The organism is Amycolatopsis sp. NPDC104863 (genome assembly GCF_055582965.1).
The window spans coordinates 163,867-190,506 of the sequence record NZ_JBVJOW010000004.1; the positions used below are offsets into that span (position 1 = coordinate 163,867).

Genomic DNA, 26,640 nt, shown 5'->3' on the forward strand with positions numbered 1-26,640 from the left:
GGGCCGCCACCAGCCCGGGTATCGTGAGGTCGTGACGGACAAGCCCCGCATTCCGAACGTGCTCGCCTCCCGCTACGCCTCGCCGGAGCTGGTCCGGCTCTGGTCGCCGGAGCAGAAGGTCGTCCTGGAGCGGCAGCTCTGGATCGCCGTCCTCAAGGCGCAGAAGGACCTCGGTGTCGACGTGCCCGACGGTGTCGTCGAGGCCTACGAGCGCGTCCTCGAGAACGTCGACCTCGAGTCGATCGCCGCGCGCGAGCGCGTCACCCGGCACGACGTCAAGGCACGCATCGAGGAGTTCAGCGCGCTCGCCGGCCACGAGCACATCCACAAGGGCATGACCTCGCGTGACCTCACCGAGAACGTCGAGCAGCTGCAGCAGCTCCGTTCGCTGGAGCTCGTGCGCACCCGCGTCGCGGCCGTGCTGGCCCGGCTGGCCGCCCTCGCCGTCGAGCACGCCGACACGGTCATGGCCGGCCGCTCGCACAACGTCGCCGCGCAGGCCACCACCCTCGGCAAGCGGTTCGCCACGGCGGCCGACGAGCTGCTCGTCGCCTTCGAGCGGCTCGACAACCTGATCGGCCGGTACCCGTTGCGCGGCATCAAGGGCCCGGTCGGCACCGCGCAGGACATGCTCGACCTGCTCGGTGACGAGTCCACTTTGGACGATCTCGAAGACCGCGTGGTGCAGCACCTCGGCTTCAGCCGGCGGTTCGTCAGTGTCGGCCAGGTGTACCCGCGCTCGCTCGACTTCGACGTGCTCTCCACCGTGGTCCAGATCGCGGCGGCGCCGTCCAGCGTGGCCAAGACGATCCGGCTGATGGCCGGCCACGAGCTGGTCACCGAGGGCTTCAAGCCCGGCCAGGTCGGCTCGTCCGCCATGCCGCACAAGATGAACACCCGCTCGTGCGAGCGCGTGAACGGCCTCGCCGTCGTGCTGCGCGGCTACCTCTCGATGATCGGCGAGCTGGCCGGCGACCAGTGGAACGAGGGTGACGTCTCCGACTCGGTCGTCCGCCGCGTCGCGCTGCCGGACGCGTTTTTCGCGCTCGACGGCCTGCTGGAGACCTTCCTCACGGTGCTGGCCGAGTTCGGCGCCTTCCCGGCGGTCATCGAGCGTGAGCTTGATCGCTACCTGCCGTTCCTCACCACCACGAAGGTGCTCATGGCGTCGGTCCGCGCCGGCGTCGGACGTGAGACGGCCCACGAAGCGATCAAGGAGCACTCCGTCGCCGTCGCGCTGGAGATGCGGGAAGGCCGCGCGGAGAACGACCTGCTCGACCGCTTCGCCGCCGACGACCGCATCCCGCTCGACCGCGGTGAGCTGGACAAGCTGCTCGCCGACCGGATTTCGTTCACCGGCACGGCCGGGCGCCAGGTGACGCAGGTCGCCGAGCGCGTCGCGCAGGTGCTCGAGCGGTTCCCCGAGGCCGCGGGTTACGCGCCCCAGCCGATCCTGTGAGCTGACGCACCAGTCCACGGACTGGAACGAATCCACACCAACGGGTCAAATCCCTAATCTCGATCGCTGAACCCGGAGCGCCGGGCCGCCCATCCCGCGGCCTGGCGCGCATTCATCGCGCCCCGTGCGCGATCAACCATGGAAGAAGCGATGAGATCCACGCTGTCGAAAATCGCCGCCGTCGTCACCGCGGGCGCGCTGACGCTGACCCTGGCCGCGTGCGGCGGCTCGGACACCTCCGCCGCCGGCCAGACCCTGCGCGTCGGAACCCTGGGCGACGCCCCGCCGTCGATCTACCTGGAGAACGGCCGGTTCACCGGATACGACAACGAGTTGCTGCGCGACATCGCGAAGCGTGAAGGCTTCGAGGTCGAGTTCGTCGGCACCGAGTTCTCCGGCCTGCTGGCCGGCGTCGCGACCGGCAAGTTCGACATCGGCAGCTCGACGATCTCCAGCACGGAGGCGCGCAAGAAGACCGTCGCCTTCTCGAACGGTTACAACACCGGCTTCACCACGGTCGTCACCGCGAAGGGCGCGAACCTCAAGGACGCCGGCGCGCTGTCGGGCAAGCGCCTCGGCGTGGTCCAGGGCTCGGTCCAGGACGAGTTCGCGGGCAAGGTCGCGAGCGCCCAGGTCGTCCGCTTCCCGGACTACAACGCGGGTTTCGCGCAGCTGAAGAACGGCACGCTCGACGGCTGGGTCGTGCCGCAGGACATCGGCCAGAAGTACCTCGACCAGAACCCGGCGGTCCCGCTGGAGCTCGGTTACACCGTCGAGGACAAGGACACCCCGTCCGCGTTCGCCGTCGCGAAGAAGAACACGGACCTGCTGAAGAAGCTCAACGACGGCCTCACCAAGGCGATCGCCGACGGCACGGTCGCGCGGATCTACGCGCAGTTCTACAAGAACACGCCGCTGTCCAAGGAACTCCAGCAGGGCGGCCCCGGCCTGCTCGTCACGAATCCGGGGGTCTGACGTGAAGAAGCTTCTGCTCACCGGTCTGGCCGCCGCCCTCGTCGCCACGCTCACCGCGTGCGGCGGTGGCTCGGACGCCGCTTCCGCGACCCTGCGCGTCGGCACCCTCAGCGACGCGCCGCCGAACATCTTCCTCAAGGACGGCAACTACACCGGCTTCGACAACGAGCTGCTCAAGGCCATCGCGGTCAAGCAGAACCTGAAGCTCGAGTTCGCCGCGACGGACTTCTCCGCCCTGCTCGGACAGGTCGCGTCCGGCCGTTACGACGTCGCCAGCTCGGCGATCGCGCAGACCGACGAGCGCAAGAAGACCGTCGACTTCTCCGCGGCCTACGACTTCGAAACGATGAGCATCCAGGCGAAGCAGGGCACGCCGGTGACCGACGAGAAGGGGCTGGCCGGCAAGCGGGTCGCCGTCATCCAGGCGACCGTCGGCGACCACTGGCTGACCAGCACGGTCCCCACCGCACAGGCCGTGCGCTTCCCCGACTACGCGGCCGCGCTGACCGCGTTGAAGACCGGCGCCGTCGACGCGTACATCCTCGACCAGAGCATCGCCGAGAAGAACGTCACCGACAACCCGGACGCCCGGCTCGTCGTGGTGAAGAGCTTCGTCACCGACGTGCCGCACGGTTTCGCGGTGAAGAAGGGCAACAGCGCACTGCTCGGCAAGATCGACGACGGGCTCAAGCAGGTCATCGCCGACGGCACCTGGCTGAAGCTGCACCAGCAGTTCCTCCCGTCCGTCCCGGTGCCGGCCGGGTTCTCGGGAGGAGGAGCGTGAGGAAGGCACTCGTCACAGCCGTCACCGCGACCCTGCTGGCCGCGCTCACCGCGTGCGGCGGCGCCGACACCGCGTCGGACACCCTGCGCGTCGGCACGCTGAGCGACTCGAAACCCAACGCCTACCAGGAAAACGGCACCTTCACCGGGTTCGACAACGAGCTGCTGAAGGCCATCGCGCAGCAGGAGGGCCTCAAGGTCGAGTTCGTCGCGACAGACTTCTCGTCGCTGCTCGGCCAGGTCGCGAACGGCACCTTCGACATCGGCAGCTCGGCCATCGCGCAGACCGACGCCCGGCGCAAGACAGTCGACTTCTCGGCGCCGTACAACTACCAGGCCCTGGGCATCGCGGCCAGGAACACCGCCGGCATCACCGACGAGAACTCGTTGGCCGGCAAGCGGATCGGTGTGGTCCAGGGCACGGTCTCGGACACCTGGCTGGGCTCGAACGCGCCCACCGCGCAGGCCGTCCGGTTCCCGAACGACGCGGCGGCGCTGAGCGCACTCAAGACCGGCGCCGTCGACGGTGCGGTGTTCGACCAGGCCACCGCCGAGGACTATGCGAAGAACAACGCCGGGCTCCAGGTCGCCAAATCGGTCGTCACCACCATCCCGCACGGCTTCGCCTTCAAGAAGGGCGACAACGAGTTGATCGGCAAGATCAACAACGGCATCAAGAAGGTCGTCGCCGACGGCACCTGGCTCAAGGTGCACGACCGCTTCGAGCCGACCGCGCCCGTGCCCGCCGAGTTCAAGCCGGGGCAGTAGATGGACCAGTTCCTCGACACCTTCTTCAACTGGGAGTACATCTGGCAGGTCTTCCCGGACCTGCTGAAGACCGGCCTGCTCAACACGCTGATCCTGGCGCTGACGTCCGCGCTGATCGGCATCGTGCTCGGCATGGTCGTCGCGGTGATGGGCCTGTCCACCAAGCCGTGGCTGCGCTGGCCGGCGCGGGTGTACACCGACATCTTCCGCGGCCTGCCGGCGATCCTGACCATCCTGGTGATCGGCCAGGGCCTTGGCACCCTCGCGCGCGACGTCGTCGGCACCAACCCGTACCCCCTGGGCATCCTGGCGCTGAGCCTGATCGCGGCCGCCTACATCGGCGAGATCTTCCGGTCCGGCATCCAGAGCGTCGAGAAAGGACAGCTGGAAGCCAGCCGCGCGCTGGGGATGAGCTACAGCAAGGCGATGCTGCTGGTGGTCATCCCGCAGGGCGTGCGGCGGGTGCTGCCGGCGCTGGTGAACCAGTTCATCGCGCTGATCAAGGACTCCAGCCTGGTGTACTTCCTCGGCCTGCTGTCCGAGCAGCGCGAGCTGTTCCGGATCGGGCAGGACCTCGCGGCCAACACCGGCAACCTGTCGCCGCTGGTCGCCGCCGGGTTCGTCTACCTGGTGATCACCGTGCCGCTGACGCACCTGGTCAACTACATCGACAAGAAGCTCCGGACCGGCCGCAAGGTCCGGGTGGACGAGACCGATCCGGTGGAGCTCGGCGCCGGAGGGAGGGTCATGACGTGGTGACGGCAGTCCGGTCGTCCAGTGTGGAACTGCGCGACGTCCACGTGCGCTTCGGCACGCTGGAGGTCCTGCGCGGGGTCGACCTCAAGGTGGCCAGCGGGAAGACGACCTGCGTGATCGGCCCGTCCGGCTCGGGCAAGTCGACCCTCCTGAGGTGCGTGAACCGGTTGCAGGAGCCCGATTCCGGCGACCTGCTCCTCGACGGCGAGTCGGTGATCCACGCCGACCCCGACGCGCTGCGCCAGCGTGTCGGCATGGTGTTCCAGCACTTCAACCTGTTTGGCCACCGCAGTGTGCTCGACAACATCGTGCTGCCGCTGCGGAGTGTGAAGAAGCTGGGCAAGGAGGAGGCGACAGAGATCGCCCGCGCCCGCCTCGCCGACGTCGGTCTCGCGGACAAGGCGCCGTACCGCCCGAGCGCGCTCTCCGGCGGCCAGCAGCAGCGCGTCGCCATCGCCCGGGCCCTGGCGATGGATCCCGAGGTGATGCTGTTCGACGAGGCCACCAGCGCCCTCGATCCTGAACTGGTCAAGGGCGTGCTGAACCTGATGGCGGGCCTCGCCGAACGCGGGCTGACGCTCGTCGTCGTCACCCACGAGATGGGTTTCGCGCGGAGTGTCGCCGACGAGGTGGCCTTCATGGACGCGGGCAAGATCGTCGAGCAGGGTTCGCCGGCCCAGATCTTCGACGCACCGCAGAGCCCGCGCCTGCAGCGGTTCCTCTCCCAGGTGCTCTGAAAAGCGCGGGCTTCGGCGGCCGGGCCCCGGGTAGCCTGCGGGCATGGCGAGGATCGCGCGGCTGACGTACTACCCGGTCAAGGGCTGCGCCGGCACTTCGGTGCCGGCCGCCGAGGTCGGGCCGGCCGGCCTGGCCCACGACCGCGTGTTCCAGGTCGTCGCCCCGGACGGCGACTTCCGCAGCCAGCGCCGCTACCCGGTCCTGGCGTCGGTCCGGCCCCGGGTGCTCGGCGACCGGCTGTCGCTGTCCGCGCCGGGCCTCGACGACCTCGTCCTCGACGTCCGGCGCGAAGGCCCGCGGCACCCGGGCTCGACGTTCTCCTGGCACGGCACCGGAGTCCACCAGGGCGCCGAGGCCGCGGAGTGGTTCTCGGACCTCCTCGGCCTGCCGTCGGTGCTGATCGGGGTGGCGCCGGACCACGAGCGCGTCACCAGCGGCGAGACCCCGGGCACGGCCGCCTTCGCCGACGGCCACGCACTGCTCGTCGCCTCGGAGTCCTCTTTGGACGGACTGAACTCGCGCATCCTCGAACGAGGAGCCGAGCCCGTGCCGATGGATCGCTTCCGGCCCAACGTGATCGTCTCCGGCTGGGTCGAGCCGCACCTTGAGGACGAAGTCCGCGCGATGTCCGTGGGCACCGCGATGTTCGGCTACGCCAAGCAATGCGTGCGCTGCACGGTGCCGATGGTCGACCAGGAGACCGGCGAGAAGGCCGGCCCCGAGCCGATCCGCACGCTCGCCGCCTACCGGCGTCACCCGGACGGCGGGGTGATCTTCGGGATGAAGGCCGCGGTGCTGCGACCGGGTCAGGTCGCGGTGGGCGACGAGGTGATCGTGCATTCCTGGGCGGGGCCCAGCCCCAGCACGTCGGCCGCGGAGCCGCCGTTGACGGCGACGGCCAGCCGGCCGGCCGAATCGGTGTAGAGCACGCTCGCCCCGGCAGGCACGTCCGCGAAGGTCCGCCCGAGCACCGTGGTGACCGCGACCCGTTCGCTGTGCACGGAAACCGCGCCCGACAGGCCGGACAGCTCGAGGTCCGCCGGGGTCGCGGCCAGCTGGACGTTGCCGAAGTGGTCGACGGTCAGCACCTCCGACACCAGCTTCCCGGGAAACGCCGCCACGAACGGCTCCGGCATCACGACCAGGTCGGTCACCGGGTCGCCGAAGTCCGCCGGCGCGACACCCAGCGCGAGGTGCGCGGCCGCCGGCGCGAAGACGTCCCGGCCGTGGAAGGTCGCCGACGTGACCGCCAGCCGCAGCGACGGCTCAGCCAGCTCGTACGCCGCCCGCACCCCGCCGAGCGCCTGCGCGGCGGGCAGCAGAAGGCCGTTGTCCGGCCCGACCAGCAGCCCGCCTTCGGCCACGACGACCACCCCGAGCCGAGCCGTGCCCACACCCGGGTCGACCACGGCGACGTGCACCGCCTCCGGCAGGAACGGCACCGTCTGGGCCAGCGCCATCGCCCCGTGCCGGATCTCCTGGGGCGGCACTTCGTGGGTCACGTCGATCACCCGCACGGCGGGCGCCAGCCGCGCGATCACGCCGTGGCAGGCCGCCACGAAGCCGTCGCGCAGGCCGTAGTCGGTCGTCACCGAGATCCAGTCGTACGCCATGCCAGCATCATCCATGGTGGCGGAGCGTGCCCGTTAGGGTTCAGCGCGTGACCCCCCTCCCCGCATGCCGGGAGCTCGTTCCCGGCAAGGTTCGCGACCTCTACGAAGTCGGCGACGACCTCCTCCTGCTCGTCGCCTCCGACCGCATTTCCGCCTTCGAACAGGTCTTTCCCACCCCGGTCCCGGACAAGGGCCATGTCCTCACCGCGATGAGCGTGTTCTGGTTCACCGAACTGGCCGACGTCCTCCCGAACCACCTGGTGGCCTACGACGGACCCGGGATCCCGGACGAGGTCCGCGGCCGGGCGCTGCTCGTCGAACGGCTCGACATGCTGCCGATCGAGGCCGTCGTCCGCGGTCACCTCACCGGCCGCGGTTACGCGGACTACCGTCGGTCCGGCTCCGTGTGCGGGGTCCCGCTGCCGGCCGGGCTGGCCGAGTCGGCCCGCCTGCCCGAGCCGATCTTCACGCCGTCCACCAAGACCCGGCCCGGCGAACCCGACGTGAACATCGACTTCGCGAAGTTCGCGGAGATCGTCGGCCACCGGCTCGCCGAGGAGGTCCGTGAGGCCTCGCTCGAGCTGTACCGCCGCGGCGCCGCACGGGCTGCGGAGCAGGGCCTGCTGCTGGCCGACACGAAGTTCGAGTTCGGCCTCGGTAGGAACGGCGGGCTCGTGCTCGCGGACGAGCTGCTGACGCCGGATTCGGCGCGCTACTGGCTCGCCGGCGCCCTCCGGCCCGGCCGTCAGCGGCCGTCGTTCGACAAGCAGCAGGTGCGCGACTGGCTCGTCGGCCCGGCGTCCGGCTGGGACTGCGTCTCCGCGCTGCCGCCCCTGCCGCCCGAGGTGGTGACCGCCACGCGCGAGCGGTACCTCGAGGCATGCCACCGCATCACCGGGCGTTCCCTGGCAGACTGGCTGCGTGATCCTGCTGATCTGCGGCAGCCTGCGGGCAGGCTCCGGCAATGCGGCGGTGCTGGGGACCGTGGCGACGCTCACCGCGAGCACGACCTATCCCCGTCTTGGCGACCTGCCGCACTTCAACCCGGATGACGACCACGACCCCCTGCACCCCGCCGTCGCGGAGCTGCGCGCCGCGATCAAGGCGGCCGACGCCGTCCTGATCTGCACGCCGGAGTACGCCGGCGGGCTGCCGGGGTCCTTCAAGAACCTGCTCGACTGGACCGTCGGCGGCGGCGAGATCTACGGCAAGCCGGTGGCGTGGATCAACGCGTCCTCGGTCGCGGCCCCGACCGGCGGCCGCGACGCTCACGACTCGCTCCGCAAGGTCCTGACCTACGCGGGCGCGCGCATCGTCGACGAGGCGTGCGTGCGGATTCCGATTTCACGCGTGGACGTCGCCGACGGCCAGGTCGCCGACCCCGACCTGCGTGGCCGGATCGCGGTGGCGGTGCAGCGCCTCCGCGAAGGCGGCTGACCCTTCCGGCAAGTGTCGGCCGCCCGTTCTGCGCAGTTCACGCGTGCGTCAGACGCGTGCGTCCCAATGGTGGCGTGGACGCTCGCTTGCTGGTTTCGCTGTCGGGAATCACCCCGCGCACGCTGCACCGGTGCGCCGACCTCGCGGCCGAGCTCGACCGCCGCAAGGTGCCGCTTTCGGTGCTGCACGCCGCTCGCACCGGCGAAGGCCCGGTGACGGAGTGGGTGCGCACCCGCGCCCGCCGCGGTGATTCCGTGCTGCTGCACGGTTACGACCACGCCGTCACGCCCACGCACCGCACGGTGTACCTGGGCAAGAAGGCGGAGTTCGCCACGCTGCCGGCGCACGAGGCCCGGCTCCGGCTCATCGCCGCGAAGGCCGCTTTGGACGCCGCCGGGCTGACTGTCGACGGCTTCGCGCCGCCGCGGTGGATCGCCTCGCAGGGCACGCTGCAGGCGCTGGCCGAGCACGGGTTCCGGCTGTGCGCGGACCTCGGCGCGGTGCGCGACCTCGTCACCGGCGAGGTGCGCCGCGCCCGGGTGCAGGAGTTCACCAGCCAGTCCCATCGCACGGAGACGGTGCGCTGCTTCGCGCTCGTGCTCGCCTCCGCGCGCGCAGCTCGCCGGGGTGGGCTGGTCCGGCTGGGGGTCGACGCGACGGACCTCACCCGCCCCGGCCTCCGCCAGGCCCTGCTCGACGCGGTGGACGTCGCGCTGGAGAACCGCGCGTTCGGCGCCACCTACGGCTCGCTGCGCGCGGTGGCGGCCTGACCGCTACCGCTTCTCTCTGGAGTTTTCAATCAACAAGGGTGCGATCAGGCCTGTCCACTGATCGTTTTGCCGGGCTGTGGGCCGGCCGGCTGTCCAGGAGCACGTCGAGCTGCCCGAAGGCGACGTCGACCGCAGGCGCCAACGCCGGGGCTTCGGCTCCGGCGAGCCGGCTCCCGGCCTGGTAGCACGCGACCGCGATCTGCGCGGCCAGCACCGCGACTTCCCGCGGAGTGCCGCGCTCCAGCAGGATCGCCTCGCCCAGTTCGGCGAACCGCTGCATCTTCCGCGCACTGCGTTCCCTGAGCTCCGGGTTCTGCTCCAGCAGCCGCTGGTGCATTTCGTAGTGCGCGATGTCCGCGGTGGCCTCGGCGCAGACATCGAGCACCAGCCCGCGGACCTGGTCGAGGGCCGTCGACAGGTCCTGTGGCGCGCCACCCGGCAACGCTCGCTGCCGCTCCGCCAGGTGATCCAGCAGCTGCTGCTCGTCCGAAAACACCACCTCCTGCTTGTCGCCGAAATATCTGAAGAACGTCGTACGCCCCACCTCTGCGCGCTCCGCGATGTCCGTGACCGTGACCTCGGTGAAGCCGCGCTCCGCGAACAGGGCGAAGGCCGCTTCCACGATCTGCTCGCGAGCTTGCTTCTGCTTGCGTTCCCGCAGCGAAGGGCGTTGATCCATGCCCCCACACTAGCGCAACTGGTATCGAGTGCGCTACGGTACCGAGTACCAGTTCGAATCGAGTACCTGTTCGAGTGAGGGAGCGATGACATGACCGAACCGACGAAGACACTGCTGATGTCCGGCGCGAGCCGGGGCTTGGGCCTGGCCGCGGCCGAACGGCTGCTCCGGGACCACCCGGACCAGCTGCTCCTGATTACCGTGCGCGGGGACGCCGGTCAGCGGGTCGCGCGGGACCTGGCGGCGCGCACCGGAAACCCGAACGTCCAGGCGGTTTCCTGCGATCTCGGCTCGCTCGCGGAGGTGCGCGCGGCGGCGGAAACCGTGCGAAAGCGCCTCGACGCGGGAGAGATTCCGCCGCTGACCGGGTTCCTGGCCAACGCGGGTGTCCAGATGGCCTCTAGTACTAAGGCCACCGCGGACGGCTTCGAGGCCACCTTCGGGATCAACGTCCTGGCGAACTACCTGCTGATCCGCCTGCTGGCCGACCGGTTCGAGCCGGGTGCGCGGATCGTCGTGACCGGCAGCGAGTCGCACTTCGGCGACTTCCGGCACAACCTGGGCCTGGTGCCAGCGCCGCGTTGGACCAGCGCGCGGAGCCTCGCCACGCCGGGAAGCGGGCCGGAGGCGGAGACCCTCGACGCGGGCCGCCGGGCGTACTCGACCAGCAAGCTCGGGGTGCAGTACCTCGTGCACGCGCTCGCGAGGCGGCTGCCGAACGTCGACGTCTACGCCTACACGCCGGGGCTGGTGCCGGGCACGGGTCTGGTGCGGGATGCGAGCGCCATCCAGCGCTTCGGCTTTCGGTGGCTGATGCCGGCGTTGTGGGCGACGCCGATCGCGTCGAGCCCGCGGACGGCGGGGGCGAAGCTCGCCGCGGCCATGGGCGGGCCGCGGCCCGCGGAGTCCGGGGCCTACCTCGATCGCGGCCGGGTGGTGCCGTCGTCGAAGGAGTCCTACGACGAGGGGCGAGAGGAGGAGCTGTGGCGTGACGCCGCCGAACTGTGCGGCGTGCCGGCGGACTCGAGGTCCTGAGCGGGCACGCCGCACGGGGTTCAGACGGTGGTGAGCCCACCACGGTCGAGCACCTTGAGCTCGGTGCCCTCCGGCGCGAGATTGCCGAACAGGCCGTAGTGCATGGCCGGGTTGGCGAGCACGGCTTCGTGGATCGGCACGGCGATCCGCGGCGCCACCGCGCGCAGGTAGTCGACGGCTTCGCCGGCCTTGAGCCATGGCGCGCCCGTCGGCAGGCCGAGGACGTCGATCTTCTGCTCGGGCACGAAGAACGAGTCGCCCGGGTGGTAGAACGCGCCGTCGTCGACGAGGTAGCCGATGTTCGGGATCACCGGGATGTCACTGTGGATGACGGCGTGCTCGCCGCCGACGGCCTTGAGGGAGGTGTCGCCGATCGCGAAGGAGTCGCCGACGTTGGCGATGTCGAACGGCACGCCGAGCTTCTCGACGGCTTCGGCCGAGCCGGGGTCGACGATCAGCTTCGCGCCGGGGTTGGCTTCGAGCACCTTCGGCAGCCGCTCGACGTCGAGGTGGTCGAAGTGCTGATGGGTGATCAGCACGGCGGACAGCTCACGCTCGCCCTCGAAGTCCGTGGAGAACGTGCCCGGGTCGATCAGGATCCGCTCCGAGCCGGTCTCCACCAGCACGCAGGCATGTCCGAAATGGACGATACGCATTGATGATTCTCCTTAGGGGGTGGTCGATTCCAGCCTAGTCCCAGTTCGTCAGATCTTGCCCGTGAGCAACGCGTCGCCCAGCTCCGTCCGCCGGTACAGCACCCGGTGACCCCGGCGTTCCGAGGCCAGCAACCCGGCCCCGCGCAACGCCGTGAGGTGCGCCGAAACCGTCGCCGGGGCCAGGCCGTGGCGCTGGGCGAGGTCGGTCGTCGCAGCCGGCTGGTCGAGCGTTGTCAGCAGCAGGGCCCGGGTCCGGCCGAGCACCTCGGTCAGCGGCTCCGGCGGAGTCGTGACCGACGTCCACAACGAGGCGACACCCCGAGCGGGGTAGAGAAGGGAGATCTGCCACGGCGGAACCGTGACCACACCGACGTTCGGCCAGGCGAACACCGCCGGGATCAGCAGCAGCCCGCGTGAGTCGATCTCCAGCCGTTCGCGGGACCGGACGTCCACCAGCAGGGACGTCCCGGTCAGGCGGACGCGCGGGTGGAGCTCGGCGAGCATCGTCGCGACGCCCCCTTCGCCGAGCACCCGCGTCCGGTGGGCGATGTCGGCCGCCAGCAGCTCGCGCAGGCGAGGCCACTGCGGTGCGAGCATCGTGTGCCAGACCGTCTCGAGCTGGTCGGCGAGCAGGTCGCGCGCGGCCGCCGGGTCGGCGGGCAGGCTGCTCACGTCGGCGTCGACCATCGCGAGCTCCAGGGCGACCTGGTGCGGCGGCGTCGCGCGGACCGCGCGCAGCTGGGCTTCGGCGGTCGTTTCCGGGCCGTCGGGCGGCGGGCTCAGGAACTCGGTGAGGTAGTGCCGGGCGCTGAGCACCGCGGCGAGCTCCGGGACGTCGACGTCGGGCGCGCCGGACACCCACGGCAGGTGGGCCGGGTGCGTGCGGACGCCGAGCAGCGTCTGGACGGCGCCCAGCACCTCCTCCAGCGGCGAGATCGCGAAGCGGACTCGTTGGGCGCCGGCCGCGGTCAGGATCAGCTCGATCATCGGCGATTCGCTCTCACCCGAATAAGTGTGCCTCGGCCAGGGGACACGCGAGGTTACGAACATGTCGTTGTTCACCCATCGCGCCTACTGGCGCTGGTCGGCGGGCGTCCAGTTCGCTCGGCTGCCGGCGACCATGGCGCCGCTCGCGTTCACCCTGCTGACCACCGCGACGACCGGCTCGTACCGCCTCGGCGGGGTGCTGATGTCGGTCTACGTCGTGGCCGAGATGGCCGGCGCGGTGCCGGTCGGGCGGCTGATCGACCGGGTCGGGCCGGCCCGTGGCCTGCCGGCGCTGCTGGTCCTGACCGCCGTGGGCTTCGTCGTGCTGGCCGTGGCCGCGGCGGCGGACGCGCCGAACGCCGTGCTGCTCGGGCTCGTCCTGCTGCCCGGGGCCACGGCGGGAGCGTTGTCGGGCGGCTTCCGGACGCTGCTCGCCGACACCGTCGACGACGCGCTGCTGCCGCGGGCGATCTCCGTGGACGCGATGATCCTCGAAGGGGTGCTCATCGGCGGTCCGGCGCTGGTCGCGCTGCTCGACCTGGCCGGCACGTTCGTCCCGCTCGCCGCGATGGCCGTCGCCTGCGTGGCCGCCGCCGCGCTCGTGCCGCGCCGCGAGGGTGAGCGCGAACGGGTGGAATCCGGCGCCGAAGGCGGACGGGTGCCGGTGAGCGCCTACCTGCCGTGGCTGTGCTGCGCGTTCACCGTCGGGCTGCTGCTGTCGACGATCGAGGTCGCGCCGTTGCCGCTGGTCCAGCGCCTCGGTGCGCCCGAGGCCGCCGCGCCGGTGGTGATCGCCGTGCTGAGCGGGGCGAGCATCGCGGGCAGCGCGCTCTACGCGTGGCGGGGCAAGACCGGCGACGCGCGGCTGTTCCTCGGCGGGTTCATCGTCGGTGGCCTCACCCTCGCGGCGGACCTCGGCTGGCCGGGGCTGATCGGGTCGGTGGCGGTGATCGGCGCGTGCACCGGGCCGCTGGTCGCTGCGACATCAGTCAACCTGCAACGGCTGCTGCCGAAGAACCGCAGGTCGGCGGGGTTCTCGCTGAGCTTCACGGTGCAGGCGGCCGGCTTCGGGCTGGGGTCGCTGGCCGTCGGGGTGCTGCCGTTGTGGGTCGCTCCGTTGTTCGGTGTCTTTGCCTCGGCGATCGCCGGTGGAATGCTGGTGCGGAAGCCCGCGCGAGCTATTGGCACGATGTCAGTAACGTCGTAACCTGGGCTGACCCGCGACCTCCAGGGAGACGCCGATGACTGCCGTCCAGCCGAAGCCGACGTCGGTCGGCGAGACCTTCGACTCGCTGAGCCCGGCGACCGACGAGGTGGTCGGAACCTACCCCGTGCACAGCGCCGAAGACGTGCAGGCGGCCGTCGCGCGAGCGCGCGTCGCGGCGCAGTGGTGGGCCGACCTCGGCTTCGCCGGGCGCGCGGAGCGGCTCAAGAGCTGGAAGGGCGTCCTGACGCGGCGGCTGCCGCAGCTGTGCCAGGTCGTGCGCGACGAGACCGGCAAGCCGATCGCCGACGCGCAGCTCGAGAGCGTCCTGGCCATCGAACACATCGCGTGGGCGGGCAAGCACGCGAAGAAGATCCTCGGCAAGCAGAAGCGCTCCGCCGGGCTGCTGATGTCGAACCAGGCGGCGACCGTCGAGTACCAGCCGCTGGGCGTGGTCGGCGTGATCGGCCCGTGGAACTACCCGGTGTTCACCCCGCTCGGCTCGATCGCGTACGCGCTCGCCGCGGGCAACGCCGTCGTCTTCAAGCCCAGCGAGTACACCCCCGGTGTCGGGAAGTGGCTGGTTGACGCCTTCGCCGAGATCGTGCCGGAGCAGCCGGTGCTGCAGCTGATCACCGGCTTCGGCGAGACCGGCGCGGCGCTGGTCGGCGCGGGTGTCGACAAGATCGCGTTCACCGGCTCGACCGCCACCGGCAAGCGGATCATGGCCGCGGCCGCCGAGACGCTGACGCCGGTCGTCATCGAGGCGGGCGGCAAGGACCCGGTGCTCGTCGACGTGGACGCCGACCTCGACGCCGCCGCCGACGCGACCGTGTGGGGCGCGTTCTCCAACTCCGGCCAGACCTGTATCGGCGTCGAGCGGGTGTACGTCCACGAGAAGGTGCACGACGAGTTCGTCGCGAAGGTCGTCGAGAAGACGAAGGACGTCCGCGCGGGTTCGGACGAGGCCGCGCAGTACGGCCCGGTCACGATGCCTTCGCAGCTCGGCGTGATCAAGCGGCACATCCAGGACGCGCTGGCCCGCGGCGGCAAGGCCGTCCTCGGTGGTGAGGAGTCCGTCGGCGACCGCTACGCCCAGCCGACGGTGCTCATCGACGTCCCGGAGGACTCCGAGGCGGTCACCGAGGAGACGTTCGGCCCGACGGTGACCATCGCGAAGGTCCGCGACATGGACGAAGCGATCGAGAAGGCGAACCACACGAAGTACGGCTTGGGCTCGACGGTCTTCTCGAAGTCCCGCGGTGTCGAACTGGCCGAGCGGCTGCGCACCGGCATGACGTCGATCAACGCGCCGCTCTCGTTCGCCGGGATCGCGTCACTGCCGTTCGGCGGTGTGGGCGACTCCGGCTTCGGCCGCATCCACGGCCCGGAGGGGCTGCGCGAGTTCGCCCGCACGAAGGCGATCGCGCGTCAGCGCTTCACGGCGCCGTTGACGCTGACGTCGTTCAGCCGCAAGGAGTCCACGGACGCGCTGGTCGTCAAGCTGGTGACCATCCTCCACGGCAAGCGCTAGCGGCCCCGGATCAGGTCGGCCGCCTTCTCGGCGACCATGATCGTCGGCGCGTTCGTGTTGCCCCGCGGCACCACGGGCATCACGGACGCGTCGACCACGCGCAGGCCCTCGACCCCGAGCACCCGCAGCTGCGGGTCGACCACCGAACCGATCGAGCACGTGCCGACCGGGTGGTAGAGCGTCTGCGTGTTCTCGCGGATGTGGTCGGCCAGCTCGGCGTCGGTCAGATCGTGCCGCGCCGGCAGGAACGGCTGGTCCAGGAACCGCTTCAGCGGGCCGACCCGGCCGATCTCGATCAACGCGCGCAGGCCGGCGATCATCTTGTCCATGTCGGCGGACTCCGCGTAGTAAGCCGGGTCGATTTCCGGCTTCCATAACGGGTTCGCCGACTTCAGCCGCAGCCGGCCGCGGCTCGCGACGTCCACCAGCGTCGCCGCCGACGTGAACCCGGGGACGGTCGGCTCGCGCAAACCGTTGTCGTAGAACAACGTCGGTGCGACGTGGATCTGCATGTCCGGCGCGGGCAGGCCGTCGCCGGTCGGGAAGAACGCGCCGGCTTCCCCGATGTTCGACGCCAGCGGCCCGCGCTTCGTCAGCTGGTAGCGAACGAGACCGGCCGGCGTGGCGGCGTCGACGAGGTCGGTCGTGCCGCGCGTGGACCAGATGATCCCGCACGCCGGGTGGTCGTGCAGGTTCTCGCCGACGCCGGGCAGCGCCGCGACGACGGTGATGCCGTGCTCACGCAGGTGCTCGGCCGGCCCGACGCCGGAGACCATCAGCAGCTGCGGCGAGTTCACCGCGCCACCGCTCAACAGAACCTCGGCCGACGCGTGGGCCGTGACCTCGACGCCGTTGTCCAAATAGGACACGCCGGTCGCGCGCGTGCCCTCGAAGACGACCCGGGTGGCCGGCGCGTTCGTCTTCACCGTGAGGTTCGGCCGCTCCAAGGCGGGCCGCAGGTAGGCGTCGGCGGTCGACCAGCGGCGGCCCTTCTTGCAGGTCACCTGGTAGACGCCGGCGCCTTCCTGGCTCTCGCCGTTGAAGTCGTCGGTGCGCTTGAGGCCCCACGCGACGGCCGAGTCGACCCACGCGCTCGACAGCTCGTGGGTGAAGCGGCGGTCCTCGACGTGCAGCGGGCCGTCGGTGCCGTGCAGCGGGCCGCCGAGCCGCTGGTTGCCCTCGGCGCGCTTGAAGTAGGGGAGGACGTCGTCCCAGCCCCAGCCCTCGGCGCCGTGGGAATCGCGCCAGCCGTCGTAGTCGGCGCGGTTGCCGCGGATGTAGATCATCGCATTGATCGACGAGCAGCCGCCGAGCATCTTCCCGCGCGGCCAGTAGGCCGGCTTGCCGGTGTGCTTCTGCTCGACCGTCTCGTAGTTCCAGTCCCACTTGGTCTTGAACAGCGAGGCGAACGCCGCCGGGATGTGGATTTCGTCCGCGGTGTCCTCGCCGCCCGCTTCGAGCAACAGGACCTGGGCCGACGGATCCTCGGTGAGCCGGTTCGCCAGCACGCAGCCCGCGCTCCCGGCGCCGATGATCACGTAGTCGTAGGAGTCCACGGTGCCTCCACAGCTGTTGGCGCGATGTCAACGACTCATCATGGCGCAGGTCGGCGCCCGCGGCCAGTCTAGGTGCCCGCCGCCTGCGGAACTGGGTGAACTATGCTCGCGGGGTACCCACGACCTGCGTGAATAAGGAGCAGCCTGCCGTGGCCCGAGTCGTCGTCGACGTCATGCCGAAGCCCGAAATCCTCGACCCGCAGGGACAGGCCGCGCTCGGCGCCGCCGGCCGTCTCGGCTTCACCGGGATCAAGGAGATCCGCCAGGGCAAGCACTTCGAGATCGAGGTCGACGACACGGTCGACGACGCGACGCTCGAGAAGATCGCCGAAGGCTTCCTCGCGAACCCGGTCATCGAGCAGTGGACCATCACGCGGGTGGACGCGTGAGCGCGCGCATCGGCGTCATCACCTTCCCCGGCACGCTCGACGACGGCGACGCGGCCCGCGCGGTCCGCTACGCCGACGCGGAGGCCGTGCCCCTGTGGCACGCCGACGAGAACCTGCACGACGTCGACGCCGTGGTCGTCCCGGGCGGCTTCTCCTACGGCGACTACCTGCGCGCAGGCGTGATCGCCCGGTTCGCGCCGGTCATGACGCCGGTGATCGAGGCGGCGCGCGCGGGCATGCCGGTGCTCGGCATCTGCAACGGCTTCCAGATCCTCTGCGAGGCGGGCCTGCTGCCGGGCGCGATGATCCGCAACCAGGGTCTGCACTTCATCTGCCGCGACCAGTGGCTGCGCGTCGAGAACACCGAAACCGCGTGGACCACCCGGTACGAGCAGGGCGCCGAGATCCTGATCCCGATGAAGAACATCGACGGCTGCTACGTGGCCGAGCAGTCCACTTTGGACGAGCTCGAGGCCGAGGGGCGCGTGGTGTTCCGGTACGTGGGCGGCAACCCGAACGGGTCGCGCAACGACATCGCGGGGATCCGGAGCGAGAACGGCCGGGTCGTCGGGCTGATGCCGCACCCGGAGCACGCGATCGACGCGCTGACCGGGCCGTCGGACGACGGGCTGGGCATGTTCTACAGCGCGGTGGACGCGCTGATCAAGGCTTGAGGGCGGGCGGCGCCCCCCGGTATCCATGTTACCGAGGGGCACCGACAGTTCCGGGCCCGTGGACGCGGGTTGTCCACAGGGCTCAGCTCTTGCTCTGGTCGTTCGACAGCCACTTCTCCGGGCGGACGCGCACCAGGACCGACCGCTCGCCGAGCGCCGAGTCGACGTACGCCGTCGCCTCGGCCCTGGGCCAGTAGCGGCCCGCTATCCGCAGCGCCTGTTCGCGCGTCGGCGGTTTGTCGTTCGCGATGACCGGGCCCTCGACCGTCACGTACCTGTACGGCGGGTTCTCGTCCTGGACGGCCAGGCTCAGCCGGCCCGCCGCCGTGATCGCGCGGTCCTTGACCGTCTCGCGTTCCATCCAGATCAGCAGCTCACCGCCGGGTTCGTAGTCGTACCAGACCGGGACCGCGAGCGGGGCCCGGCCGGCGCGCTCCACCGCCAGCACCCCGACGTGGACACCGCTCAGGAACGATTCGCGCTCGGCCGCCGTCATCACGAAGGACATGTCACTCCCCAGGCAGAAGATCCTCTACCCGGGGAGCAACACCGCGCGAACTCCGGACATTCCGGACTACGAAGCCGCCGCCACCAGACGTGCGTACGAACCGCCCGCCGCCAGCAGCGCCGAGTGCGAACCCAGCTCCGTGATCCGGCCGCCTTCGACCACCGCGACCCGGTCGGCCGCCGCGGCCGTGTGGAGGCGGTGGGCGATCGCGATCACCGTGCGTCCCTCCAGCACGCTGTTCAGCGACCGCTCCAGATCCCGCGCCGAGCCGGTGTCCAGCAGCGACGTCGCTTCGTCGAGCACCAGCGTGTGCGGGTCCGCCAGGACCACGCGGGCCAGCGCCAGCTGCTGCGCGATCGCCGCCGGCACCGGGTGCTCGCCCGAGCCCAGCTTCGTGTCGAGGCCGGAAGGCAGCGACGCGACCCAGTCGGACGCGCCCGCCGAGGTCAGCGCCGCCAGCAGCTCGTCGTCCGTCCAGTCGCCGCCCGCGCGCCGCGCCGGGAGCGCGAGGTTCTGGCGCAGCGTGCCCGAGAAGACGTGGTGCTCCTGGGTCAGCAGCAGGACCTCGCCGCGCAGGACGTCGTCGGCCAGCGCCGAAACGTCCTGGCCGCCGATCCGGACCGAGCCCGACGACGGCGCCGCGATGCCGGCCAGCAGCCGGCCGAGCGTCGACTTGCCCGCGCCGGACGGCCCGACGATCGCCAGCCGCTCGCCGCGTGGCACCCGCAGGTCGATGCCGTGCAGCACCTCACGGTCGGCGGTGTAGGCGAACCGGACGCCGTGCACGTCGATGTCCCGCCCGCGCGGCACCTCCGTCACCTTCGGCGCCTCCTCGAGGGCCACCGAGTGGACACCCAGGATCCGCCGCGCCGCGGCCCCCGCGACCTGCAGGTCCTCCAGCCAGAACAGCGCCTCGTTGAGCGGGGTCGCCATCGCCTGGACGTACAGCAGCATCGTGGTGATCTCGCCGAGCCCGGCCCAGCCGCGCGTGTACGCGAGCAGCCCGAGCGGCAGCATGACCGCCAGCGGCAGCACGTAGCTGATCTCCAGCGACGGCAGCCAGCGCAGCTGCAGGGCCCGCATCCGGCGCTCGCCGTAGATGCTGAGCTCCAGCGCTTCGTGCGCCGCGTCGATCCGCCGGTCGGTGAGGCCGAGCGCCTCGACCGTGCGCGCGCCCTCGGCCGTCTCGTGGACGCTCGTGGTCAGGTCCGCCCAGCGGTCGAGCATCCACTGCATCACCGACGGGATCCGCCGCTGGTACCAGATGTTGACGGTGACCAGCAGCGGCAACGCGACCAGCAGGCTCAGCGACAGCAGCGGTGACGTCAGCACCATCGCGACGACCGTGAACACCACGGTCACCGCCGCGACCAGGATCTCCGGCGCCGCGAACCGCGCCGCGTGGTCGATCCGGCCGAGGTCGGTGGTGGCACGGCTGAGCAGGTCGCCGGTGCCGGCCGCCTCGACCGTGCCCAGCGGCAGCTGCAGCGCCGTCCCGACGAACTCCTCGCGGGTCTCGGCCAGCACCAGCTCGCCGAACACCGCGCCGCGCATCCGCGCGATCTTCCGCGCCAGCGCCTGCAGCACCAGGATCACCACGAACACGGCCGCGAGCAGGTCGACGTGCCCGGTCGTGGTGCCGGCCGCGACGTCGTCGACGAGCGCGCCGAGCAGCTGCGGCGCGGCCAGCCCGATCAGCGTCGCGACGGCCAGCGAGCCGAGCAGCAGCCCGAACTCGCGTTTGTGGCTCACTGCCGTCTTCCGCGCCCAGCGGCGGACGTCCTGCCGGGACGCCGTGGGAAGCCTCCTCATACCGTCACCCCTTTCGCCGTGAAGACCTCGTCGGCCACGTGTGTCCACAGTGGACTCTGACTGAACACCACCGTCGTCTTGCCGCGGCGCAGCGCCGTGACGCGCTCGGTGATGCGCGCCTCCGTGTGCGCGTCGACCGCCGACGTCGGCTCGTCCAGCACCAGCACGTCGGCGTCGACCGCCAGCGCGCGGGCCAGGTTCAGCCGCTGCCGCTGACCACCGGACACCTCGCGGCCGCGCTCGCCGATCAGCTCGTCGACGCCGTTGGGCAGCGCCTCGATGATGTCGTCGGCATCGGCCGCGTAGAGCGCTTCGGTGATGCTGACCTCGCTCGGCCGCGCCGGCGCCAGCTGCTCGCGCAGCACGCCGGAGAACCAGATGTCCTGGTTGTGTGCGTACACGACCCGCCGCCGCAGCTCCGCGAGCGCGACGTGGTCCGCGCGGATCCCGCCGACCAGCACCTCTTCGCCGTCGGCCGGATCGGCGAACCGGGCCAGCCGGTCGGCCACCGCCTCACCGTCGGCGCCGAGGTCGACGACCGTCAGCCGCCCGGCCGCGACGCGGATCCCGGACTCGGTGTCCACCAGCTCCAGCGGCCCTTCGGGCAGCCGTTCGGGTGTCTCCGGGTCCGCCAGCTTCGGCTGGATCGCCAGCAGCGCCGCGACCTTCCGTGACGCGACCAGGCCCGACGTGATCGACCCGACCGCCTCCGTCGCGGCGGAGACCGGCCAGATGAGGAACGCCGAGATGCCGTAGAACGCCACCAGCTGCCCGACGTCGATCGAGCCCGCGACGGCCAGCCGCGCGCCCAGCCAGGTGATCACCACGGTGACCAGGCCGGGCAGCGCGATCTCGGCCGCGGCCAGCCACGCCTCGGCCTGGCCGACCTCGATGCCGGCCACCCGCACCCGCTGGCTCGTCTCGCGGAAGCGGGTGAAGAACCGCCGCTCACCGCCGATGCCGCGCAGGATCCGCAGGCCGGACACGATGTCCGCGCCGAGCGCGTTGACGTCTCCGCGCTTCTCGCGCTGCTTGGCCTTGCGGTTCTGCAGCGGCGCCAGCAGCGGCCCGATGCCCAGCACCGCGACCGGCACACCGACCAGCGCGACCAGGCCGAGCAGCGGTGACGTCGAGAGCAGCCACACCGCGACCACGACGAACGCCAGCAGCGAGCCGAACGCGCGTCCGGTCATCTCGACGGTGTTGCCGATGTGGTTGATGTCGGTCGTCGAGATCGCAACGAGGTTGCCGGTGGTCGTCTGCTCCCGCAGGCCGGCGCCGACGCGCGTGGTGTGCGCCGACACCGCCCGCTGCGTCGAGCCCGCGCCGTGCAGCCACAGGCCGTAGTTGAGGAAGTGCAGCCAGGTCCCGGACAGGGTCTGGACGACGCCGAGGGCGGCCGCGGCCAGCGCCCAGCGCCAGATCGCCCCGCCGTCGTGCGCGACGATGGCGCCGATGCCCTGGCCGACGACCAGCGGCAGCAGCGCGCCCGGGAGCGCCCAGACGACACCGATCGCGGCCGCGCCGAGGACCGAGCCCACCCGGGCCCGGAACACGGCGAGCAGGAAGCGGCTCGCGGTCGGCCGTGCGGGCAGCCGCAGCGGCGGAAAGGGATATGTGGCGGAAAGCACGATTCCCGACGGTAAGCCGACCACCAGCGGAAGGCGACCGATTTTCGCCGCGGCCCTTCCGGTGTCGGCCCGCTCACACCGGCCGCGGCGCACCCGATTTCGGCGGCCCACCGTCCGGGGCGCTGCCGGGCTGCCCGTATCCTGGCGGCCGTGGCGAACCCTGACACGGACACCGTGACCAGCACCGTTGACACCACCGAGCGCGCCGGGGCGACCCCGGACCACAGCCAGCCGTATCGCGAGCTCGGGCTCGCCGACGACGAGTACGCCCGCATCCGGGAAATCCTCGGCCGCCGGCCCACCGACGCCGAGCTGGCCATGTACTCGGTGATGTGGAGCGAGCACTGCTCCTACAAGTCGTCGAAGAAGCACCTGCGGTACTTCGGGGAGACCGCCACCGACGAGATGAAGGCCAAGATGCTGGCCGGCATCGGTGAGAACGCGGGTGTCGTCGACATCGGCGAGGGCTGGGCGGTCACCTTCAAGGTGGAGAGCCACAACCACCCGTCCTATGTGGAGCCGTACCAGGGCGCCGCGACCGGTGTCGGCGGCATCGTGCGCGACATCATGGCGATGGGCGCGCGCCCGCTCGCGGTCGCCGACGCGCTGCGCTTCGGCCCGGCCGACGCCCCCGACACCAAGCGCGTGCTGCCCGGTGTCGTCGCGGGTGTCGGTGGTTACGGCAACTGCCTCGGCCTGCCGAACATCGGCGGCGAGCTGGTGTTCGACCCGTCGTACAGCGGCAACCCGCTGGTGAACGCGCTGTGCGTCGGCGCGATGCGCGTCGAAGACCTGCACCTGGCGTTCGCGTCCGGCACCGGCAACAAGATCATCCTGTTCGGCGCGCGCACCGGCCTCGACGGCATCGGCGGCGTTTCCGTCCTGGCGAGTGACACCTTTTCGGGTGACGAGTCGTCGGGTGGCCGCAAGAAGCTGCCGAGCGTCCAGGTGGGTGACCCGTTCACCGAGAAGGTGCTCATCGAGTGCTGCCTCGAGCTGTTCGCGCAGAAGCTGGTCGTCGGCATCCAGGACCTCGGCGGCGCCGGGCTGTCCTGCGCGACGTCGGAGCTGGCCGCGGCCGGCGACGGCGGCATGCACATCTACCTCGACCGGGTTCCGTTGCGCGCCACGGGAATGACGCCCGCGGAGGTGCTCTCCAGCGAGTCGCAGGAACGCATGTGCGCGGTCGTGTCGCCGGAGAACGTCGAGGCGTTCATGGCGGTCTGCCGCAAGTGGGACGTCATCGCCACCGACATCGGCGAGGTCACCGACGGCGAGCACCTGGTGATCACCTGGAACGACGAGGTCGTCGTCGACGTCCCGGCGCACACGGTGGCGCACCAGGGCCCGGTGTACGACCGGCCGATCGAGCGACCGTCCTTTCAGGACGCGCTTATCGCGGACACTTCGGCGTCGCTGCCGCGTCCGTCCACTCCGGACGAACTGCGGGCGGACATCCTGCGGTTGATCGCGTCGCCGAACCAGGCGTCGAAGGAATGGGTGACGTCGCAGTACGACCGTTACGTGCGCGGTAACTCCGTGCTGTCACAGCCGTCCGACTCGGGGATGATCCGGATCGACGAGTCGAGTGGCCGCGGCGTCTCGGTGGCGACGGACTGCAACAGCAAGTTCGTCTACCTCGACCCGTACCGCGGCGCGCAGCTGGCGCTGGCGGAGGCGTACCGCAACGTGGCGACGGGCGGCGCGACCCCGGTGGCGGTGTCGGACTGCCTGAACTTCGGCGCGCCGACCGACCCGGGCGTGATGTGGCAGTTCGAGCAGGCCGTGCACGGTCTCGCGGACGGCTGCGTCGAACTGGGCATCCCGGTGACGGGCGGCAACGTGAGCTTCTTCAACCAGACGGGTTCGACGGCGATCCTGCCGACGCCGGTGATCGGCGTCCTCGGCGTGATCGACGACGTGACCCGCCGCATCCCGACGGGCATCGGCGCGGAGGCGGGCGAAACCCTGCTGCTGCTGGGCGAAACGCACGACGAGCTGGACGGCTCGGCCTGGGCCCGTGAGCTCCACGGCCACCTCGGCGGGGTGCCCCCGCGGGTGGACCTGGCGCGCGAGAAGCTCCTGGCGGACGTCCTGGTGGCGGGTTCGCGCGACGGAATGATCTCGGCGGCCCACGACCTCGCGGACGGCGGCCTGATCCAGGCGTTCATCGAGACGGTCCTCATCGGACAGTGCGGCGCGCGGGTGTTCCTGGACAGTGACGAGGACCCGTTCGTGCAGCTGTTCTCGGAGTCGTCGGGCCGCGTGCTGGTGGCGGTCCCGCGCACGGAGGAGCTGCGTTTCACGGAGATGTGCACGGCGCGCGGTCTGCCTTGGCGCAAGACCGGTGTGGTGGACCCGGAGTCGGGGACGTTGGAGCTGCAGGGGATTACGGAGTTCACGTTGGACGAGCTGCGGACCGCTTGGGAGAGCACGCTTCCCGCGCTGTTCGACTGACCTACGAGGGCGAAGGCGGCGGAACCCGCCGTCTTCGCCCTCGTAGGCTCAGCCGAGCTCGGCGACGATCCGGGACTCCCCGTCGCGCAGTTCCTCCAGCTTCCAGCCCGCCGGCAGCTGAGTGTCCTTTTCGGACCGAACGCGGGTGTTGTACAGCGACACCGACTCCGGCAGCGTGGCAAACCGCAGATCGGTCTGCCCCTCGAAGCCGGTCCGTCGCAGATCGAGCTCGCACGAGGCGACCACGCCGGTGAACACGGCGTCCTTCCGGAACTTCGCGTCCTTGAACGTCGTCTTCCCGGCGAACGTCGTGTCCGTGAACTCGGCGTCCTCGGCGAAAGTCGTTCCGCTGAACCAGGCGTGGCTTTCGAACACCGCGCCGCGGCAGCGGAAGTAGCCCAGCAGCCGGCCCGAGCCGGTGCCCGCCGCGGTGAGGTACACCCGGCCGGTGAAGCGGCTGCCGCTGAGGTTCGTGCTGCTGTGCAAGGACGCGTACCGCAGCAGGAGGCCGCCGACGAGCTTGCCGGAAAGGTCGAAGTACTCCAGCGACGCGCCGGTCAGGTCCAGGTCGTACGCCGGAGCGTCGTCGTCTCGCGGGGGCAGCAGGTCGGCGACCAGCCGCTGCGCCGTGAGCCGGACCGTCAGCTCGCGCTCCGGTTCCGGGTCGGCGCCGGCATCGGCCGCGGCGGACGGACGGGTGAACGGCCGTCGCAGGTACGAGCACAGCACGTCCAGCACCGTCTGCGTGTACTCCGGCCGGCTCCGCGCCAGTCCCGCCAGCGCGTGCAACGCCCCCACCCGCACCTGGTCGGCGTCGTGGCCGAGCAGCTCGACCGCCTTTGCGAACCGCTCGTCCGCGACGCGCTCGCGGTCCTGCTCCGCTCGCTGCGACTCCAGTTCGTGCCGCCGGCGCTCGATGTCCTGACGCCGTTCTTCGACGCGGCGGCGCCGGTCGTTCAGCCACAGCGCGTACAGCGCCACGATCGCGCCGCCCGCGAGGCCGCCCGTCTTCAGCGCGTCACTGCGGCTGGTGGCGGGGTCGGTCAGCAGCCAGCCGCCGACCCCCACCAACAGCACCAGCGACGCGAAGAACGTCCACGCCAGCGGTGATCGCCACAGCTTCACCCGCTCAGGAAACCAGCATGGTGCTGATGCAGAAACCCTTGTCGTCGAAGTTCGTCGCGCTCAGGGTGCCCTTGACGTTCTTGCCCGCGGACGTCCCGGTGACCTGGCCCTCGACCAGGAACTCGTCGTCCGGCACCTCGCCGAGCTGCAGCTTCAGCGGCGGCTTGAGGAACGTGTCGAGCCACGAGTCGAGCAGTTCCTTCGAGTCGGCGCAGCCCAGCGCGATCGCGCCGGTCTTGTCGTCCGCGTTCAGCTTGTCGATGAAGCCCTGCAGCACCGCCTTGGCGTCCGTGCTGCCGTCCCCACCGGCCGGCGGCTTGGACGCCGACGTCGTCGTCTTCTTCGGGGTCGACTTCGGTGCCGTCGGCTTCGCGGACGTGCTCGACGCCGGCGGGGCCGCGACGTTGGTGTTGTCGTCCTTCGACAGGAAGAACCCCGGCGCGACAAAACCGGTCACACCCAGCGCCGCCAGCACGACCACCACGGTGGCGCCGACGGCGATCCACATCCCCGTCTTGCTCTTCTTCGGCGGCGCCGGCGGCCCGCCGAAGCCCTGCGAGTAACCCCCGGTCGCCGGGTCCCAGCCCGACATCTGGCCACCCTGGTTCGGGTCCCAGGCCTGCTGGCCGTACTGCTGCGCGTTCGGGTCCGCCCACGCCGACTGCTGCTGCGCGTTCGGGTCACCCCACTGCTGCTGGGTGTTCGGGTCGCCCCACTGCGGCTGCGGGCTTGCCGGGAACCCGCCCGACGGGTACCCCTGCTGCTGGCTCGGGTCCCAGCCCTGCGGGTACTGCTGCGTCGGGTAGGGCTGCTGCTGGTTGGGGTCCCACCCGCCCTGCTGCGGGTACGGCTGCTGCTGGAAGCCGCCGGACTGCGGCTGCTGCCCGTACGGATCGGGCTGACCGGGCTGGCCCGGCTGAGGCGGGTACGTCATCTTTCGTGCCTTCCGGGCGCTGGCTGTTCGTGCGCTTCCGACGTCCGGCAGCCCCGTGCGGTTCCCCCAGACGTGTGCGCAGCATTCTGCAAGCTCGGACGGTACGGCATGAAACCGGCTCCCGGCCGAGCCGACGCGAAGTCGTCACGATCCGGGAGCC

Annotated in this window: 26 protein-coding genes; 16 read left to right on the plus strand and 10 right to left on the minus strand. The window is 70.9% G+C overall.

Translation table 11 applies throughout. The features are described from left to right. Positions 1 to 31: 31 nt before the first annotated feature. The 7 genes from purB to ACZ63J_RS22235 all read left to right on the plus strand — a co-directional run bounded on the left by purB (position 32) and on the right by ACZ63J_RS22235 (position 6,403). Positions 32 to 1,459 (plus strand): adenylosuccinate lyase, encoded by a 1,428-nt coding sequence (purB, locus tag ACZ63J_RS22205; RefSeq protein ID WP_465402800.1) that lies wholly within the window; start codon positions 32 to 34, stop codon positions 1,457 to 1,459. 150 nt (positions 1,460 to 1,609) lie between these two features. Continuing rightward, positions 1,610 to 2,434, plus strand: coding sequence for a substrate-binding periplasmic protein (locus ACZ63J_RS22210; RefSeq protein WP_465402801.1), 825 nt, complete (start codon positions 1,610 to 1,612; stop codon positions 2,432 to 2,434). Between the two features lies 1 nt (position 2,435). Beyond that, positions 2,436 to 3,218, plus strand: coding sequence for an ABC transporter substrate-binding protein (locus ACZ63J_RS22215; RefSeq protein ID WP_465402803.1), 783 nt, complete (start codon positions 2,436 to 2,438; stop codon positions 3,216 to 3,218). Next, entirely contained in the window at positions 3,215 to 3,985 is a 771-nt protein-coding gene (locus ACZ63J_RS22220) for an ABC transporter substrate-binding protein (RefSeq protein ID WP_465402805.1), read from the plus strand. The genes ACZ63J_RS22215 and ACZ63J_RS22220 overlap by 4 nt, the downstream gene beginning before the upstream one ends. Further along, positions 3,986 to 4,744, plus strand: a complete 759-nt coding sequence (locus ACZ63J_RS22225) for an amino acid ABC transporter permease (RefSeq protein ID WP_465402807.1) — start codon at positions 3,986 to 3,988, stop codon at positions 4,742 to 4,744. Further along, positions 4,738 to 5,478 (plus strand): amino acid ABC transporter ATP-binding protein, encoded by a 741-nt coding sequence (locus ACZ63J_RS22230; RefSeq protein ID WP_465402809.1) that lies wholly within the window; start codon positions 4,738 to 4,740, stop codon positions 5,476 to 5,478. The genes ACZ63J_RS22225 and ACZ63J_RS22230 overlap by 7 nt, the downstream gene beginning before the upstream one ends. 43 nt (positions 5,479 to 5,521) lie before the next feature. Beyond that, positions 5,522 to 6,403, plus strand: a complete 882-nt coding sequence (locus ACZ63J_RS22235) for an MOSC domain-containing protein (RefSeq protein ID WP_465402811.1) — start codon at positions 5,522 to 5,524, stop codon at positions 6,401 to 6,403. On the opposite strand, the gene ACZ63J_RS22240 is transcribed toward ACZ63J_RS22235, so the two are convergent. After that, on the minus strand, positions 6,286 to 7,092 hold the full coding sequence (locus ACZ63J_RS22240; RefSeq protein WP_465333683.1) for an SAM hydrolase/SAM-dependent halogenase family protein: 807 nt from the start codon (positions 7,090 to 7,092) through the stop codon (positions 6,286 to 6,288). The genes ACZ63J_RS22235 and ACZ63J_RS22240 overlap by 118 nt on opposite strands. Positions 7,093 to 7,139: 47 nt before the next feature. Here ACZ63J_RS22240 and ACZ63J_RS22245 point away from each other — a divergent pair, with 47 nt between their 5' ends. From ACZ63J_RS22245 to ACZ63J_RS22255, 3 genes are all read left to right on the plus strand, one after another. Then, positions 7,140 to 8,144 (plus strand): phosphoribosylaminoimidazolesuccinocarboxamide synthase, encoded by a 1,005-nt coding sequence (locus tag ACZ63J_RS22245; RefSeq protein ID WP_465402813.1) that lies wholly within the window; start codon positions 7,140 to 7,142, stop codon positions 8,142 to 8,144. Further along, positions 8,065 to 8,529, plus strand: a complete 465-nt coding sequence (locus tag ACZ63J_RS22250) for an NADPH-dependent FMN reductase (RefSeq protein WP_465312944.1) — start codon at positions 8,065 to 8,067, stop codon at positions 8,527 to 8,529. The genes ACZ63J_RS22245 and ACZ63J_RS22250 overlap by 80 nt, the downstream gene beginning before the upstream one ends. A 74-nt stretch (positions 8,530 to 8,603) precedes the next feature. Beyond that, complete coding sequence (locus ACZ63J_RS22255) at positions 8,604 to 9,299, plus strand: DUF2334 domain-containing protein (protein WP_465312945.1); 696 nt, start codon at positions 8,604 to 8,606, stop codon at positions 9,297 to 9,299. A gap of 25 nt (positions 9,300 to 9,324) precedes the next feature. On the opposite strand, the gene ACZ63J_RS22260 is transcribed toward ACZ63J_RS22255, so the two are convergent. After that, entirely contained in the window at positions 9,325 to 9,978 is a 654-nt protein-coding gene (locus ACZ63J_RS22260) for a TetR/AcrR family transcriptional regulator (protein WP_465312946.1), read from the minus strand. Positions 9,979 to 10,068: 90 nt separating this feature from the next. On the opposite strand from ACZ63J_RS22260, the gene ACZ63J_RS22265 reads away from it, so the two are divergent. After that, entirely contained in the window at positions 10,069 to 11,013 is a 945-nt protein-coding gene (locus tag ACZ63J_RS22265; RefSeq protein ID WP_465402815.1) for an SDR family NAD(P)-dependent oxidoreductase, read from the plus strand. 20 nt (positions 11,014 to 11,033) lie between these two features. Here the strand turns inward: ACZ63J_RS22265 and ACZ63J_RS22270 are convergent, their stop codons facing one another. After that, positions 11,034 to 11,669 (minus strand): MBL fold metallo-hydrolase, encoded by a 636-nt coding sequence (locus tag ACZ63J_RS22270; protein WP_465333693.1) that lies wholly within the window; start codon positions 11,667 to 11,669, stop codon positions 11,034 to 11,036. Between the two features lie 48 nt (positions 11,670 to 11,717). After that, positions 11,718 to 12,656, minus strand: coding sequence for an ArsR/SmtB family transcription factor (locus ACZ63J_RS22275; RefSeq protein WP_465402817.1), 939 nt, complete (start codon positions 12,654 to 12,656; stop codon positions 11,718 to 11,720). A gap of 61 nt (positions 12,657 to 12,717) precedes the next feature. Between ACZ63J_RS22275 and ACZ63J_RS22280 the strand changes: the two genes are divergently transcribed. Continuing rightward, positions 12,718 to 13,863 (plus strand): MFS transporter, encoded by a 1,146-nt coding sequence (locus ACZ63J_RS22280; protein WP_465402819.1) that lies wholly within the window; start codon positions 12,718 to 12,720, stop codon positions 13,861 to 13,863. Between the two features lie 34 nt (positions 13,864 to 13,897). Next, a complete protein-coding gene (locus ACZ63J_RS22285) occupies positions 13,898 to 15,394 on the plus strand; it encodes an aldehyde dehydrogenase family protein (RefSeq protein WP_465333699.1) in 1,497 nt (498 codons plus the stop codon). Here ACZ63J_RS22285 and ACZ63J_RS22290 read toward each other — a convergent pair. Beyond that, positions 15,391 to 16,950, minus strand: a complete 1,560-nt coding sequence (locus ACZ63J_RS22290; RefSeq protein WP_465402820.1) for a GMC family oxidoreductase — start codon at positions 16,948 to 16,950, stop codon at positions 15,391 to 15,393. The two genes, ACZ63J_RS22285 and ACZ63J_RS22290, sit on opposite strands and share 4 nt — an antisense overlap. 149 nt (positions 16,951 to 17,099) lie before the next feature. On the opposite strand from ACZ63J_RS22290, the gene purS reads away from it, so the two are divergent. After that, positions 17,100 to 17,339: a phosphoribosylformylglycinamidine synthase subunit PurS gene (gene purS, locus ACZ63J_RS22295; RefSeq protein WP_086675945.1), complete on the plus strand. Its 240-nt coding sequence runs from the start codon at positions 17,100 to 17,102 to the stop codon at positions 17,337 to 17,339. Continuing rightward, complete coding sequence (gene purQ / locus ACZ63J_RS22300) at positions 17,336 to 18,013, plus strand: phosphoribosylformylglycinamidine synthase subunit PurQ (protein ID WP_465333703.1); 678 nt, start codon at positions 17,336 to 17,338, stop codon at positions 18,011 to 18,013. The genes purS and purQ overlap by 4 nt, the downstream gene beginning before the upstream one ends. Before the next feature lie 82 nt (positions 18,014 to 18,095). Here the strand turns inward: purQ and ACZ63J_RS22305 are convergent, their stop codons facing one another. From ACZ63J_RS22305 to ACZ63J_RS22315, 3 genes are all read right to left on the minus strand, one after another. Next, positions 18,096 to 18,521, minus strand: a complete 426-nt coding sequence (locus tag ACZ63J_RS22305) for a pyridoxamine 5'-phosphate oxidase family protein (protein ID WP_465402821.1) — start codon at positions 18,519 to 18,521, stop codon at positions 18,096 to 18,098. A gap of 66 nt (positions 18,522 to 18,587) precedes the next feature. Then, on the minus strand, positions 18,588 to 20,333 hold the full coding sequence (locus tag ACZ63J_RS22310; RefSeq protein WP_465333707.1) for an ABC transporter ATP-binding protein: 1,746 nt from the start codon (positions 20,331 to 20,333) through the stop codon (positions 18,588 to 18,590). Beyond that, positions 20,330 to 21,964, minus strand: a complete 1,635-nt coding sequence (locus ACZ63J_RS22315; protein ID WP_465402823.1) for an ABC transporter ATP-binding protein — start codon at positions 21,962 to 21,964, stop codon at positions 20,330 to 20,332. Before ACZ63J_RS22315 ends, ACZ63J_RS22310 begins: the two co-directional genes overlap by 4 nt. Before the next feature lie 150 nt (positions 21,965 to 22,114). Between ACZ63J_RS22315 and purL the strand changes: the two genes are divergently transcribed. Continuing rightward, positions 22,115 to 24,421, plus strand: a complete 2,307-nt coding sequence (gene purL / locus ACZ63J_RS22320; protein WP_465312957.1) for a phosphoribosylformylglycinamidine synthase subunit PurL — start codon at positions 22,115 to 22,117, stop codon at positions 24,419 to 24,421. 48 nt (positions 24,422 to 24,469) lie between these two features. Here purL and ACZ63J_RS22325 read toward each other — a convergent pair whose 3' ends face one another. Both ACZ63J_RS22325 and ACZ63J_RS22330 read right to left on the minus strand, forming a co-directional pair. After that, positions 24,470 to 25,546 (minus strand): pentapeptide repeat-containing protein, encoded by a 1,077-nt coding sequence (locus tag ACZ63J_RS22325; protein ID WP_465402825.1) that lies wholly within the window; start codon positions 25,544 to 25,546, stop codon positions 24,470 to 24,472. Between the two features lie 4 nt (positions 25,547 to 25,550). Then, entirely contained in the window at positions 25,551 to 26,480 is a 930-nt protein-coding gene (locus tag ACZ63J_RS22330) for a hypothetical protein (RefSeq protein WP_465402827.1), read from the minus strand. Positions 26,481 to 26,640: the final 160 nt, after the last annotated feature.